Origin of the sequence: Streptomyces sp. NPDC052236 (assembly GCF_044548015.1) — a bacterium.
In the GTDB taxonomy this organism is placed as follows: Bacteria; Actinomycetota; Actinomycetes; order Streptomycetales; family Streptomycetaceae; genus Streptomyces.
In genome coordinates, this window is the sequence record NZ_JBIUBL010000030.1 from 14,858 (window position 1) to 28,885 (window position 14,028).

16 protein-coding genes are annotated in these 14,028 nt (G+C 68.0%); 7 read left to right on the forward strand and 9 right to left on the reverse strand.

The genetic code is table 11. The features are described from left to right. Positions 1–217: 217 nt before the first annotated feature. From ACIHCQ_RS36085 to ACIHCQ_RS36095, 3 genes are read right to left on the reverse strand one after another with little or no spacing between them, the layout of a single operon-like run. Positions 218–460 carry a DUF397 domain-containing protein gene (locus ACIHCQ_RS36085; RefSeq protein WP_399672280.1) on the reverse strand — a complete coding sequence of 81 codons (243 nt, stop codon included), beginning with the start codon at positions 458–460 and terminating at the stop codon, positions 218–220. After that, positions 453–635, reverse strand: coding sequence for a DUF397 domain-containing protein (locus tag ACIHCQ_RS36090; RefSeq protein WP_399672282.1), 183 nt, complete (start codon positions 633–635; stop codon positions 453–455). Before ACIHCQ_RS36090 ends, ACIHCQ_RS36085 begins: the two co-directional genes overlap by 8 nt. 11 nt (positions 636–646) lie before the next feature. Further along, the gene (locus tag ACIHCQ_RS36095; protein ID WP_399672284.1) at positions 647–1,525 is read right to left on the reverse strand and encodes a helix-turn-helix domain-containing protein; all 879 of its coding nucleotides are present in this window, start codon (positions 1,523–1,525) and stop codon (positions 647–649) included. 170 nt (positions 1,526–1,695) lie between these two features. On the opposite strand from ACIHCQ_RS36095, the gene ACIHCQ_RS36100 reads away from it, so the two are divergent. The 3 genes from ACIHCQ_RS36100 (at position 1,696) to ACIHCQ_RS36110 (ending at position 4,218) form a co-directional block, all read left to right on the forward strand. Then, complete coding sequence (locus ACIHCQ_RS36100) at positions 1,696–2,103, forward strand: ATP-binding protein (RefSeq protein ID WP_399672286.1); 408 nt, start codon at positions 1,696–1,698, stop codon at positions 2,101–2,103. 143 nt (positions 2,104–2,246) lie between these two features. After that, positions 2,247–3,266 (forward strand): NlpC/P60 family protein, encoded by a 1,020-nt coding sequence (locus ACIHCQ_RS36105; protein WP_399672288.1) that lies wholly within the window; start codon positions 2,247–2,249, stop codon positions 3,264–3,266. Between the two features lie 220 nt (positions 3,267–3,486). After that, positions 3,487–4,218 (forward strand): phosphatase PAP2 family protein, encoded by a 732-nt coding sequence (locus tag ACIHCQ_RS36110; protein ID WP_399672290.1) that lies wholly within the window; start codon positions 3,487–3,489, stop codon positions 4,216–4,218. A gap of 9 nt (positions 4,219–4,227) precedes the next feature. Here ACIHCQ_RS36110 and ACIHCQ_RS36115 read toward each other — a convergent pair whose 3' ends face one another. Then, the gene (locus ACIHCQ_RS36115; protein WP_399672292.1) at positions 4,228–5,793 is read right to left on the reverse strand and encodes an FAD-binding oxidoreductase; all 1,566 of its coding nucleotides are present in this window, start codon (positions 5,791–5,793) and stop codon (positions 4,228–4,230) included. A gap of 371 nt (positions 5,794–6,164) precedes the next feature. On the opposite strand from ACIHCQ_RS36115, the gene ACIHCQ_RS36120 reads away from it, so the two are divergent. Both ACIHCQ_RS36120 and ACIHCQ_RS36125 read left to right on the forward strand, forming a co-directional pair. Next, the gene (locus tag ACIHCQ_RS36120) at positions 6,165–7,001 is read left to right on the forward strand and encodes a hypothetical protein (protein ID WP_399672294.1); all 837 of its coding nucleotides are present in this window, start codon (positions 6,165–6,167) and stop codon (positions 6,999–7,001) included. An 83-nt stretch (positions 7,002–7,084) separates the two neighbouring features. Beyond that, positions 7,085–7,276: a hypothetical protein gene (locus ACIHCQ_RS36125; protein ID WP_399672296.1), complete on the forward strand. Its 192-nt coding sequence runs from the start codon at positions 7,085–7,087 to the stop codon at positions 7,274–7,276. Between the two features lie 32 nt (positions 7,277–7,308). On the opposite strand, the gene ACIHCQ_RS36130 is transcribed toward ACIHCQ_RS36125, so the two are convergent. Further along, the gene (locus ACIHCQ_RS36130) at positions 7,309–7,659 is read right to left on the reverse strand and encodes a metal-sensitive transcriptional regulator (protein WP_399672298.1); all 351 of its coding nucleotides are present in this window, start codon (positions 7,657–7,659) and stop codon (positions 7,309–7,311) included. A 221-nt stretch (positions 7,660–7,880) separates the two neighbouring features. On the opposite strand from ACIHCQ_RS36130, the gene ACIHCQ_RS36135 reads away from it, so the two are divergent. Then, complete coding sequence (locus ACIHCQ_RS36135) at positions 7,881–8,501, forward strand: DUF47 domain-containing protein (protein ID WP_399672300.1); 621 nt, start codon at positions 7,881–7,883, stop codon at positions 8,499–8,501. 5 nt (positions 8,502–8,506) lie between these two features. Next, positions 8,507–9,505, forward strand: a complete 999-nt coding sequence (locus ACIHCQ_RS36140) for an anion permease (protein WP_399672302.1) — start codon at positions 8,507–8,509, stop codon at positions 9,503–9,505. A gap of 130 nt (positions 9,506–9,635) precedes the next feature. Here ACIHCQ_RS36140 and pstB read toward each other — a convergent pair whose 3' ends face one another. The 4 genes from pstB to pstS form a co-directional block, all read right to left on the reverse strand. After that, positions 9,636–10,412, reverse strand: a complete 777-nt coding sequence (gene pstB / locus ACIHCQ_RS36145; RefSeq protein WP_399672304.1) for a phosphate ABC transporter ATP-binding protein PstB — start codon at positions 10,410–10,412, stop codon at positions 9,636–9,638. A 65-nt stretch (positions 10,413–10,477) separates the two neighbouring features. Continuing rightward, on the reverse strand, positions 10,478–11,542 hold the full coding sequence (gene pstA / locus ACIHCQ_RS36150; protein ID WP_399672306.1) for a phosphate ABC transporter permease PstA: 1,065 nt from the start codon (positions 11,540–11,542) through the stop codon (positions 10,478–10,480). Next, entirely contained in the window at positions 11,539–12,534 is a 996-nt protein-coding gene (gene pstC, locus ACIHCQ_RS36155; protein ID WP_399672308.1) for a phosphate ABC transporter permease subunit PstC, read from the reverse strand. The genes pstA and pstC overlap by 4 nt, the downstream gene beginning before the upstream one ends. 202 nt (positions 12,535–12,736) lie before the next feature. Continuing rightward, positions 12,737–13,870 (reverse strand): phosphate ABC transporter substrate-binding protein PstS, encoded by a 1,134-nt coding sequence (gene pstS / locus ACIHCQ_RS36160; RefSeq protein WP_399672310.1) that lies wholly within the window; start codon positions 13,868–13,870, stop codon positions 12,737–12,739. Positions 13,871–14,028: the final 158 nt, after the last annotated feature.

Genomic DNA, 14,028 nt, shown 5'->3' on the forward strand with positions numbered 1-14,028 from the left:
CGCCCCTCCCCCGTGATCAGCAGACGAATTGCTTCCGCGAATCTACGCGAATCTGATGGACAGGGGGTGGCCGTCGAACAAGGCGGAGTGGGCCATTCCCGTCTACGGCTCTCACTGTTCCGTCGAAAGCCGCCAGGTCGCGGTTGCGTACGTCTCGGACGGGGCGCGGGTGACGAGACTCGTCGTCACCTGCGGTTCGACGTATCGGGGTAGATGCTCAGCTTTCCTCGGGTGCCTGGCCGTCCAACTCCGCGAAGTGGTCGAATTCGCCCGCCTGTACGCCGAGGACGAAGGCGTCCCACTTCTTACGGGTGGTGGTGACCACGTTCTCTGGGTCGCTCGTCTCCCTCAGGTAGACGAGGTCCCCGGGGCCGAAGGCGACCTCGATCCAGGGGCCGGGGCCTTCTGCGTCGTCGGGGGCGGCGCGGGTCCAGTCGAGGTCGGCGGGGATGTCAGCCATGGTTTTCCTTGAGGGTGCGGAGGAGTGCGGACCAGGTGGCGGGGGTGGTGGTGAGTATCGCCCCGCGAGGATCGCCGCTCTCGGTGACCTTGACCAAGCCGCCGGTCGCGGCAACGTTGAGGCAGGCCTCGCCCTCGCCGCAGTAGGAGGACTTCTGCCAGGTGTCGGTGGGCATCTCGGTTCCTTTCACAGCTCCTGGACGATGGTGTGGATGAACTCTCGTGACTCCTTGGCACCGAGGGCGATGCCTTTCATCCGCTTCAGGAGTACGCGGTACTTGTCGAGCTGGGCCTCGGCGTCGATGAGCGCGGAGCCATGGGACTGATCGAGGTGCACCGTGTCGAGCTGCGGTACGGGGCCCTGGGCGTACAGGATCGACTGCCCCGACCCGGGGTAGGCGCCGGCGACGAACGGGATGACGTGCACCGTGATGTGGGCGCGCTCGCTCATGTCGAGGATGTGCCGCAGCTGCCTCCTGGTGACGGCAACTCCACCGAACTGCATGCGCAGGGCGGCTTCGTGAATGATCGCCTGATAAGGGGTGGGCGAGTCCTTGAAGAGGATTGCCTGACGCTTGATCCGGAACGAGAGCCGGTGCTCGATGTCCGGGGGCGAGAGTTCCGGCACGACTTGGCGGAAGACCTCGCGAGCGTGATCGTGGATCTGGAGCAGGCCAGGGACGTGGGCAGTGACCCCGGCGCGCAGGAGCATCGCGTGGTGCTCCATTTCGGCCAGGTCGATCAGGCCTCCGGACAGGATCCCGCGGTACTCCTCCCACCAGCCCCGCGACCGTTCGGTGGTCATGTCGCTGAGCGCCTCGATGAGGGCCTTGTCGGAGCAGCCGTAGTGGCAGGCGAGGGCGCGCACCCGTTCGGCGCTCACGCCGACGCGCCCGGCCTCCATGTTGCTGACCTGAGTCTGCTTGATGCCCATGAGTTGACCGGCCTCGGTGGCGTTCAGGCCCGCACGCTCCCGGAGTCTGCGCAGCTCCGCGCCGAACCGGAGTTGTCGACCCGTCGGGTTGCTCCTCACGGGCTCCTCCGCCTCCTTGCTGTGACTGGTCACCCACACGAGTGGTAGTGAACGAGATTACCGGGAATCGGTGAATGCATTTACTGGCGCGGCTACCTTATTGCTCAGGCCACCCGCCTGGAAGCACCCCGCTCGACGGAGCGATCTGGTCACCGGGCAAACGCACCGCCACCCCAACCGCCGCTCCGCGTAAGGAGACTTCCATGGCAACCGTATCGCCGCCCTGGGCCTACTCCCTGCAACTCCCGCACGACCCCCGCGCCCCCGGCATCGCCCGCTGCACCCTCCGCGCCGTCCTCCGTGCCCACCACATGACCGAGGTCACCGAGACCGCCGAACTCCTCACCAGCGAGCTCGTCACCAACGCCCACCTCTACTCGGCCGAGCCATGCGAATTCCGCCTCGGCGCCCGCGAACCCCGCCGGCTCCGCCTCAGCGTCTGGGACGCCAACCCCGAGATCCCCGCCCCTTTCAAGGGCACACTGGATCCCGTAGACCCCGAGGCGGAGAACGGGCGCGGGCTGCACCTCGTACAGCTCTGCGCCGACAGATGGGGCGCGCACCCCCTGAAGCACGGCGGCAAACTCCTCTGGGTCGAGTGCCTGGCATGAGACCAATCTGTTTGCCACCAGCAGAGTTGGCTATCGTGGAACGCGTGACCGACAGCGCGCACTTACCCGACCGGATCGCCCGTACGCCACGCGTACCGGCCGAAGCGGGTCTGAAAGCGATCCGGATAGGGGAGGGTTGACGCGTGCGAAAGCTCTGGGTGGCCACGGGAATCGGGATCGGGCTCTGCCTCGGTTTCGTCGCGCTGCTCGTCGTCGGGACCTACTCCGCCGCCGCCGGGCTCATGGGCGGGGCCAATGGCAGTGGCGGCCGTGCCGTCGGGCTCGCCAAGGGGGCGGTGCCCGCGCTCTATCGGCCTCTCGTGCAGAAGTGGGGCAACCTCTGCCCCGCCATCAACCCCGCGCTCCTCGCCGCCCAGCTCTACCAGGAGAGCGGCTGGAACCCCAAAGCCCAGTCCCACGCCGCCGCCCAGGGCATCGCGCAGTTCATCCCCGGCACCTGGGCGACCCACGGCATCGACGGGGACAACGACGGGGACCGCGACGTATGGGACCCGGCCGACGCGATTCCGTCCGCTGCCACCTACGACTGTGAATTGGCCGGATACGTCAAAAAGGCGCCCGGCGACCCGACCGACAATATGCTCGCCGCGTACAACGCTGGTGCCTACGCCGTCATCAAGTACGGCGGCGTCCCGCCCTACCGCGAGACCCAGAACTACGTGAAGGTCATCCGCACCCTGGAGAAGAGCTTCGCCCGGCCCATCGGCCGCGTCGAGCCGTCGCGGCAGGCCGCCGCGGCGATCTACTTCGCGCAGCAGAAACTCGGCACCAAGTACCTCTGGGGCGGCAACGGCACGCCCGAGCAGGGCGGACGTTTCGACTGTTCCGGGCTGACGCAGGCCGCCTACCGGACCGTGGACATCGAACTGCCGCGCGTCGCGAACGATCAGTACAACGCGGGGCCGCACCCCTCCCGCGACGAGCTGCTCCCCGGCGATCTGGTCTTCTTCTCCGACGACCTCACCAACTCACGGGCGATCCGGCACGTCGGGCTCTATGTCGGTGGCGGGTACATGATCAACGCGCCGTACACCGGGGCCGTGATCCGCTTCGACAAGATCGACACGCCGGACTACTTCGGGGCGACAAGGGTTACCAAGGATGGCGCGAAAGCGCTGCCGACGGATCTCCCGCAAGCCTGACGCACCTCTCTGAGCTGCGACGATGTATCACTCTTCGATAACGTCATGGTGATCATTCGGTGGAGAGTGGAACGCACGCCGGGAATGGGCCGTTCCATGGACGGGAACAAGGAAAACAACAGCAGGCACAGCAGTACGCATTGACCACGGGGGTGGGTATGAGGCCGCGGCGCACTCGTATGTGCGCCGCGGCAGGCGACAAGGCAAGGGGCCGCGGCAGATGGCTGGACTCGCTTCGAATGGTTCGAACCCCGATCTCGGCCTGCTCCACGACATCAACGGCCTCGCCGAGGACACCCCACGGTGGTTCGACCGCACCATGGAATTCGCCGGCGAGTACGGCATCCTGCTCGCGCTCGTCCTGGTGCTGGTCTGGTGCTGGTGGAGCGTCCGCAGGCGCGGCAGCGCCGAGGACTCGGTCTCGGCCGTCGCCGGGCTGATCTGGGCACCGCTCGCCGCCGGGATCGCGGTGCTGATCAACATCCCCATCCGCGGTTTCGTCGAGAGACCGCGGCCGTCCCTGGACCACCGGGGCATCGACGTCCTGGTGGCCGGGAAGACCGACTACTCCTTCGTGAGCGACCACGCGACGATGGCCATGGCCATCGCTGCCGGGATCTTCGTCGCCCACCGGAAGTTCGGATTCGCCGCGATCGGGCTCGCCCTGGTCGAGGGCTTCTGCCGGGTCTACCTGGGCGTGCACTATCCGACCGACGTCGTCGGCGGATTCGCGCTCGGTACGGCGGTGACGCTGCTGCTCGCGCCGCTCGCGCTCGCCCTGCTGACGCCGTTCGCGTCCGCGGTCGCCGGGTCGGGGCGGGTGGGGTGGCTCGTACGGTCGAAGGCGGCCGGATCCGCGGGCGGCGCGATGGTGCCCGAGACGCTCGACATCCCGGAGCCGCAGACCGAGGAGGCCGGGACCGCCTCCGGGGAGAACGACCTTGCGGCGTGAGCTCTGCCGCTACAGCGCGTGTGGGAAATTGAAGAGCCTGTCCGGGTCGTACTCGGCCTTCAGCCGCGTCAGCCGGTCCGCGGCCGGACCGTAGTACGCCCGGCGCCAGTCGGTCAGCGTGGGGTCGACGTAATTCTGGTACGCGGCCCCCGACGCGTAACGGCGCATGGACGCGTGCGCGTCTTTCAGCCACGCCCGCTGGGTGCCGCCCGCCGTGCCCGGCTGCCAAGCCGCGATGTACTGCGCGAGAATCCGCGAGCGCCGGTGCACGAACGCCGTCGCGAGCGGATCCACCCGGTTCATCGCACCCCCGAGCGCGGTGAGCGAGATGGACCCGGCACCCCCGCCCTCTCCCGGCGCGATCCGGGTGAAGGCCTCGGACGCCGCCATCAGCGCCCGCACCCCGTCCCCCGACAGCTCGCGGTCGAAGAAGTCGGACGCGGCGGCGTACGTCTCGCGCTGGAGCGCGCCCTGTGGCGTACGGCCCGGAGTGGCCCCCGGCAGACGGCACTGCGCGTCCGTGAGCGTCGAGCAGTTCGCGTAACCGAACATCGCGTCGCGGTAGCCGCGTCGGCGCACCGAAACCGACCGGGCGGTCGAACCCGCGCGGTCGGCGAGCCGGTCCAGCGCGTTCTCGAGACCGGCCTGGCTGCCGAGAGAGAACGCGGCGACGGAGAAGGTGGGCGTGCTGCCGCCCGGCCCGGCGGCGAGATGGGCCGACGACCAGATCTCGTCCGGCTGGTCCGGGCCCCACGCCTGCCAGGCGGCGAGGGCGGCCGCGGCCTTCGACCAGGGCCAGCTGAGATACCCGACGACGACGGTCGGGGGCGTGGGATGAGTACGGAAGCGGAGCCGCGTCACCACGCCGAAGTTGCCGCTACCCGCGCCGCGCAGCGCCCAGAAGAGGTCCTTGTTCTCGGTGGCGCTCGCGGTCAGCGTTCTGCCATCGGCCGTGACGAGCGTGGCGGAGGTGAGATTGTCGCAGGTCAGGCCGTACGCACGGGAGGTGACGCCGTGTCCGCCGCCGAGCGCGAGACCGCTGATGCCGACGGTGGGGCACGAGCCCGCGGGGATGGTGCGGCCGTCGGGGACGAGAGAGTCGTAGACGTCGATGAGCTTGGCGCCGGCGCCGACGGAGCCGTCCCGGGCGACCTGATTGAGAGAGGACACATCGATGACGAGGCGGCCGTTGCCCGAGGACCAACCGGCGTAGGAGTGGCCGCCGTTGCGTATGGAGACAGGGACGCGATGGGCCCTGGCGTAGGCCAGGCACTCCTTGACGTCGTCCTCGCCCGCGATGTACGCGACGGCCGCGGGCTTCAGGGAGTCGAAGCGGGTGTTGTAGAGCTGGCGGGCGGTGGGGTACGCGGCGTCGTCCGGACGTATGAGTTTGCCGTCGAGCCCGCGACCGAGCGCGCTCCAGTCGGGCGCGGCCGACGCGGACGCGGACGTTGACGCGGGCGTGGACACCGAGGCCGGCGGTGTGGGGGACGGGCGCGCGTCGCCGCCTCCCTTGCTCGTACAGGCGGTGGCCGTGACAGCTACCGCGGCGGTGAGCAGCGCGCGCCGGTCCATGAGTGCCTCCTGGGGGAAAAGACGGCTGGGGAGCCTGGTGGGTTCCAGGTGCCGCTTGGGACCTCGCCGGTCACGTTGTCGGCTACTTCGCCGAGACGTGCAACTGGGCGTCCGTACGTGCCCTTTCCCGCGATCTGCGCGCGGGGCCGGCCCAGCCGCAAGTGCAGCGCGCGATGGCGAAGGAGCCACGTTCGGTGGTGGTGGTGCGATGGTCCGGGGAGTTTGCGAGCGCGTCTTGCTGGGGCACGACCCCACGTTACGTGCGGTCAAGCGGCGGCGGGCTCTCGCGTGACGAGGGGTCCGGGCCGTCGTTATGCGGGGCGGGTGGGCTCTCGTAGAAGCAGCGGTCCCGTGTTGGGGGTTGGCAGGCGATGGTGGTGCAGCAGCACAGGCGCAGGGGCGGGTGCTGGGCGTTCGCCGTAGCGGCCGTTGTACTGGGGACGGCGGCCACCAGCGGGTGTTCCGGCGGGGGAGGCGCCGCCGCCGACGGCCGGTGGGCCGGCGGCGATGTGGACGCGGTGCGCAAGGCCGCGGACGCGCTGGCCGGAGCCGGGAGTTCCAAGGCCCGTACGTCCATGGAGATGGCCACCGGCGGGACTCGGGTGACCATCCGGGGCGAGGGCGGCTACGACTTCAGGCGGCGGACCGGGCGGCTGGAGGTCGTCCTGCCCAAGGACCCCGCGGGCGCGAACGCGCACCGTCCGATCACCGAGCTGCTGGCGCCCGGGGCGCTGTACATGAAGAACCGGGGTGCGGGCGTACCGGCCGACAAGTGGGTCCGGGTCGACACGACCACGCTGGAGGACGGCAACCTGGTCACCGGTGGCGCGACCGATCCGCTCGCCGCGGCCGAGCTGCTGCGCGGCGCCGCGGAGGTGACGTACGTCGGCGACGAGGAACTGGCCGGGGAGAAGGTGCGCCACTACCGCGGCACCACCGACATCGCGCGGGCGGCGCGGGTCGCCGAACCGCATGCGCGCGCCTCGCTGGCCGCCGCGGCGAAAGGGTTCGCCAGCGATCTCGTGCCGTTCGACGCGTATCTGGACGACGCCGGGCGGCTGCGCAAGGTCCGCCACCGGTTCTCCTTCACCAACGGGACGGGTGAGGTGGCCGTCACCTCGACCACGCTGCTGTACGACTTCGGGACCCCCGTCGTCGTACGTCTCCCCGACGCACGCGACATCTACGCCGGGAAGATCAGGGCCTAAATGGTCCGGACGTGCCATGCGCGGTCCGTGCGCCACTGCCTACGCTAGGAAGTCGTCAGCACTGGCAGAACAGGAAGAGGTGAATGCGCGTGGCTCCGAACAGTACGAAGACGGTCCAGGACCACGTGGCCCTCGCCGAGATCGAGCTGTGCGGTGAGTTGATGATCGCGGCGTCGGCCGCGGACGAGGAGCGGCTCAGCCCGGACCGCATTGACGAGGTGCTGAGAATGGCCGCCGAGCGGTCCACACTGCTGCGGCCGTTCTGGCAGGACTGAGGACGGATGACTGAGGAGTATCAGGAGGAGGATCAGGTGCGCAGAAGGCGGGCGATCGCCTTCGTCGCTTCCTCGACCTTCGCGTCGATCTCCTCGCCGCCCTTCACCGCCGCGTCCGCGACGCAGTGCCGCAGATGCTCTTCGAGCAGCTGGAGCGCGAACGACTGCAGGGCCTTGGTGGACGCCGAGACCTGGGTGAGTATGTCGATGCAGTAGACGTCCTCGTCGACCATGCGCTGGAGGCCGCGGATCTGGCCCTCGATCCGGCGCAGCCGCTTGAGGTGTTCGTCCTTCTGCTTGTGGTACCCGTGCACACCACGGTCGTGGTCTGTGACGGTCTCTGCCGTGACCGCCGGAGGGCCGGCCGTCTCAGTGGTCGTCATCGCGTCCTCCCGTTTTCGTTCGTTGTGGGTTCTGGCTGCTGCCCTGCATACCCCTCGCGGGTATATCGTACCGAATCGTGCCGGATACGTGCAGGATCGGGCTGGGGCCCCGTATTGATCACTGTGCATCATGGGCGACACTGAACAACGCCGCTTAGCCGTGGCCGGATGATGCGCCTACCATCAGCCTGACCGAATCCAGAGCATCCCGAGGACCTCACGTGCGATTTCGTCTGACCCCCAGGGAGACGAGCTTCTACGACATGTTCGCCGCTTCGGCGGACAACATCGTCACGGGCTCGAAGCTCCTGATGGAACTGCTCGGTGCGGATGCCCCCGGCCGGGTCGAGATCGCCGAGCGGATGCGGGCTGCGGAACACGCGGGCGACGACGCCACCCATGCCATCTTCCATCAGCTGAACTCCTCCTTCATCACACCGTTCGACCGCGAGGACATCTACAAACTCGCTTCGTCGCTCGACGACATCATGGACTTCATGGAGGAGGCCGTCGACCTGGTCGTGCTGTACCAGATCGAGGAGCTGCCCAAGGGCGTCGAGCAGCAGATCGAGGTTCTGGCGCGAGCCGCGGACCTGACCGCCGAGGCCATGCCGCATCTGCGGACCATGAACAACCTCACCGAGTACTGGATCGAGGTCAACCGCCTCGAGAACCAAGCGGACCAGATACACCGCAAGCTGCTGGCCCAGCTCTTCAACGGCAAGTACGAAGCCATTGAGGTACTCAAGCTCAAGCAGATCGTGGATGTGCTGGAAGAGGCCGCCGACGCGTTCGAGCATGTCGCGAACACCGTGGAGACCATCGCGGTCAAGGAGTCCTGAACCTCGTGGACACCTTTGCCCTGATCGTGACCATTGGCGTCGCGCTCGGCTTTACGTACACCAACGGCTTCCACGACTCCGCGAACGCGATCGCGACCTCCGTCTCCACGCGCGCGCTGACACCGCGTGCCGCGCTGGCGATGGCCGCGGTGATGAACCTCGCCGGCGCGTTCCTCGGCCAGGGCGTCGCCAAGACCGTCAGCGAAGGGCTCATCGCGACGCCCCAGGGCTCCAAGGGGATGGGCATCCTCTTCGCCGCGCTGGTCGGCGCGATCGTGTGGAACCTGGTCACCTGGTACTTCGGTCTGCCGTCGTCCTCCTCCCACGCACTGTTCGGCGGCATGGTGGGCGCGGCGCTCGCGGGCGGGACCGATGTGATCTGGTCCGGGGTGCTGGAGAAGGTCGTCATCCCGATGTTCATCTCGCCCTTCGTCGGGCTGATCGTCGGCTATCTGGCGATGGTCGGGATCATGTGGGCGTTCCGTAAGTCCAGCCCGGGCAAGGCCAAGCGCGGTTTCCGTATAGCGCAGACGGTCTCGGCGGCCGGCATGGCCCTCGGTCATGGTCTGCAGGACGCGCAGAAGACCATGGGCATCGTGGTGATGGCGCTGGTCATCGCCGATGTCGAGGACAAGGCCAGCGAGATCCCGATCTGGGTGAAGATCGCCTGCGCGCTGATGCTCTCGCTCGGTACGTACGCGGGCGGCTGGCGCATCATGCGGACGCTCGGCCGCAAGATCATCGAGCTGGACCCGCCGCAGGGCTTCGCCGCCGAGACGACCGGCGCGTCGATCATGTTCGGCTCGGCGTTCCTGTTCCACGCGCCGATCTCCACGACGCATGTGATCACCTCGGCGATCATGGGCGTGGGGGCGACGAAGCGGGTCAAAGCGGTCCGCTGGGGTGTCGCGAAGAACATCATCATGGGCTGGTTCATCACCATGCCGGCTGCCGCGGCGGTGGCCGCGGTGAGCTACGGGATCGTGTATCTGGTCTTCGGCTGAGATGTGTCGTACAGCTGACACGTGTCGGCCTTTATGTGAGTGGGCCCGCCCCTGGAGAGGGGCGGGCCCTTCGCCTTGCGGTGGCACCGCCATGCAGCACCGCGAGACGTGCTGGGGGAGGCCCCCGAGATCACCCAAAGCGTCCGGAGATGTAGTCCTCCGTCGCCTGGACCGACGGGTTCGCGAAGATCCGCTCGGTGTCGTCGATCTCGATGAGCTTGCCGGGCTGGCCGACCGCCGACAGGTTGAAGAAGGCCGTACGGTCCGAGACGCGCGCCGCCTGCTGCATGTTGTGCGTCACGATGACGATCGTGAAGCGTTCCTTCAGCTCGCCGATCAGGTCCTCGATCGCGAGGGTCGAAATCGGGTCCAGCGCCGAGCACGGCTCGTCCATCAGCAGCACCTGCGGCTCGACCGCGATCGCGCGGGCGATGCACAGCCGCTGCTGCTGACCGCCGGAGAGGCCGGAGCCGGGCTTGTTCAGGCGGTCCTTGACCTCGTTCCAGAGGTTCGCGCCCTTGAGGGACTTCTCCACGACGTCCGCCAGCTCGTTCTTCTTGTACGAGCCGTTGAGCCGCAGGCCCGCCGCCACATTGTCGAAGATCGACATCGTGGGGAACGGGTTCGGGCGCTGGAAGACCATGCCGACCGTACGGCGCACGGTGACCGGGTCCACGCCGGACCCGTACAGGTTCTCGTCGTCCAGGAGCACCTTGCCCTCGACCCTGCCCCCGGGGGTGACCTCGTGCATACGGTTCAGGGTGCGCAGGAGGGTCGACTTGCCGCAGCCGGAGGGGCCGATGAAGGCCGTCACCGAGCGGGGCTCCACGGTCATCGAGATGTCCTCGATCGCCATGTGGGCGCCGTAGTAGGCGGTGAGGCCGCTGACGTCGATTCGCTTGGCCATCTGAATCACTGTTTCTTTCGTACGGGCGTGGGGCCCAGCGGCCGGCCACGCGGCGGAGCCGCGAATCAGCGCCGCGGGGCTTTCCAGCGGGCGATGGAGCGGGCCAGCAGGTTGAGGATCATGACGAAGGCGATCAGCACCAGGGCGGCGGCCCAGGCGCGGTCGATCGCCGCGTCGGTGCCGACGGCGTACTGCTCGTACACATACAGCGGCAGCGACGACTGGGCGCCTTCGAAGGGATTCGTGTTGATCAGCTTCGTACCGAAGACGAGGAGCAGCACGGGGGCCGTCTCGCCGGTGATACGGGCGATCGCCAGCATGACGCCGGTGGTGATGCCGCCGATCGCGGTGGGCAGGACCACCTTGAGGATCATGCGCCACTTGGGGACGCCCAGGGCGAGGGCGGCCTCGCGGAGCTCGTTCGGTACGAGCTTGAGCATCTCTTCGGTGGAGCGGACGACCACCGGCATCATCAGGATCGCGAGCGCCATCGAGCCTGCGAACCCGGAGGGCCCGAAGCCCAGCATCAGGTTCCAGGTGGCGAGGACGAACAGGCCCGCGACGATCGACGGGATGCCGGTCATGACGTCGACGAAGAAGGTGACGGCCTGCGCGAGCCTGCCGCGACCGTACTCGACCAGGTAGATCGCGGTCAGCATGCCGATGGGGGCGGAGATCACGGCCGCGATGAGTACCTGCTCGATGGTGCCGAGCAGCGCGTGGTAGATGCCGCCGCCGGCCTCGGCGTCGAGGACGCCGTTCATCGAGTGGCTCAGGAAGTAGCCGTCGAGGACGTTGCTTCCCTTGCTGATCGTGACCCACGCGAGCGACAGCAGCGGGATGACGGCCAGGATGAAGCAGACCCAGACGACGCTGGTGGCTGCCCGGTCCTTGGCCTGGCGCTTGTTCTCGACGACCGTGGTCGTGACGTACGAGATGATCACGAACAGCAGGGCCGAGATCATGCCCCACTGGATACGGCTCTCCCAGCCGGCCAGCAGGCCGACGCCGACGCCGAGGGCGATGGAGACGGCCGCGAAACCGGCCGGGGCCCAGCGGGGCAGTTTGGCATGCGACAGGGAGGTCGGCTGCACGACGACCGGCCGCTTGTCCTGGACTGCGTTGCTCATGCGTTGGCCCCCGAGTACTCCTTGCGGCGCGCGATGATCCACCGTGCCGCGCCGTTGACCACAAGCGTGATGAAGAAGAGCACGAGACCGGAGGCGATCAGGGCGTCCCGCCCGAACTCATTGGCCTCGTTGAACTTCGCCGCGATGTTCTGGGCGAAGGTGCCGCCACCGGGGTCGAGCAGGTGCCCGGAGATGAGGAAGCTCGGCGAGAGTACGACGGCCACCGCCATCGTCTCGCCGAGCGCGCGGCCGAGGCCGAGCATCGAGGCACTGATGATGCCGGAGCGGCCGAAGGGCAGCACCGACATGCGGATGACTTCCCAGCGGGTGGCGCCGAGGGCGAGCGCGGCTTCTTCGTGCATCTTCGGCACCTGGAGGAAGACCTCGCGGGTGACGTTGGTGATGATCGGCAGGATCATGATCGCCAGCAGGATGCCCACGGTGAGGAGGTTGCGGGCGACGCCGTCGCTGGCCTTGTCGAAGATGTACGTCCAGCCGAGGTATTCGTCCAGCCACTGGTTGAGGCCGTCGAGATACGGGACCAGGAAGATGGCGCCCCACAGGCCGTAGATGATGCTCGGTACGGCGGCGAGCAGGTCCACGATGTAACTGATGGGGCCGGCCAGCTTGCGCGGCGCGTAGTGCGAGATGAACAGCGCGATGCCGATCGCGACCGGCACGGCGATGAGCATGGCGATGACCGAGCTGACGATCGTGCCGAAGGCCAGGACGGCAATGCCGAAGACCGGCGGGTCGCCGGCCGGGTTCCACTCGGAGGTGGTGAGGAAGTTCGCTTCGTCCTTCGAGATGGCGATCGCGGCCCGGTAGGTCAGGAAGGCCGCGATCGCGGCCATGATCACGAGGAGCGTGATCCCGGACCCGCGGGACAGGCCGAGGAAGACCTTGTCGCCGGGGCGGGTGGCCCCCCTGGACGCGCGTATGGCCGCTCGCCGGTCGGGCGGCGGCTTCGGAGTGTGGGTGGTCGTAACCATCAGGACTCTTCCGGTCTGCGGAGCGTGCGGGCTCCTGGCGGCGGTGCACCGGATGCCGGGGCCGGTCCGTCCCGCCCGTGTGGCGTACGGACGGACCGGCCTCGGTCGGAAATCAGGACAGGTTCAGGACGGGTTCATGTGCATGTGCACGTTTATGTTCACGGTCACGTTCATGTTCACGTCCGGGGTTCCGGTCAGGAGGTCAGGACAGGGTCGGGACGATCTGGCGGACCTTGGTCGCGATCTCGGCGGGGAGCGGGGCGTAGCCGGCGTCGGCGAGGACCTTCTGGCCGTCCTCGCTGACCGCGTAGTTCAGGAACGCCTTCAGGGTCGGCAGGGTCTCGGGCTTGTTGCCCTTGTCGCAGGCGATCTCGTACGTGACCAGGATGATCGGGTACGCGCCCTCGACCTTGGTCTTGTAGTCGAGCGACAGGGCGACGTCGTTGCCGGTGCCCTTGATCTTGGCGGCGCCGATGGCCTTGGAGGCGTTGTCGGTGGTGGCCTCGACGGGGGCGGAGGCACCGGTGGCCACCTTGACGGTGGGGATGCTCTGGGAGGTCGCGTAGGAGAGCTCGAAGTAGCCGATGGAGCCCTCGGCGCCCTTGACGGCGGTGGCGACTCCGGAGGAGCCGTTGGCGGCCTGGCCGCCCTCGGCCTTCCAGGTCTTCGACTTCGGGTCGTGCTTCCAGTCGGCCGGGGCGGCCTCACTGAGGTACTTGCCGAGGTTCTGCGTGGTGCCGGACTCGTCCGAGCGGTGGAAGGCCTGGATGTTGGTGCTGGGCAGGGTGACGTCCGGGTTCAGCGCCTTGATCGCGGCGTCGTCCCACTTCTTGATCTTCGAGTCGAAGATCTTGGCGAGGGTGGGGGCGTCCAGGATGAGGTTGTCCACGCCGCTCAGCTTGTAGCCGATGGCGACCGGTCCGCCGACCATGGGGAGGTTGATGCCCTGGCCGGTCTTGCAGACCGTCTTGGACGCGGCGACCTCGTCCTCCTTCAGGGCGGAGTCGGAGCCCGCGAAGGCGACCTGGCCCTGGGTGAACTTGGTGATACCGCCGCCGGAGCCGATGGCCTGGTAGTTGATCTCCACGCCCTCGCAGGCGGCCTGGAAGTTCTTCACCCAGAGGTCCATGGCGTTCTTCTGGGCGGTGGAGCCCGCCGCGAGGAGCTGGCCCTTGGCGCCTTCACACTTGATGTTCGAGGCGGCGCTGGTCTTCTCGCCTGTGCCCGTTTTGTCCGCGTTGTCGTCCGAGCCACACGCCGTGAGAACCAGGGCGCCGGAAAGGGCGAGGGCGCCGAGCGCGGTGGCGCGAAGCCCGTTGATGCGCTGAAGCTTCACTTCGGGTGTTCCTTCCAGGAGCCGCCAGACGCTGACTGATGTCTGACACGTTTTATGGCGGCGTGTGTCGGGGTGGGGGGACCAGCGCTGTACCGGTCACCGTGTAAGGCCGAAATTAGGCAGATCAGGTGAAGCCGCCAACGGGAGAGGGTGAACGG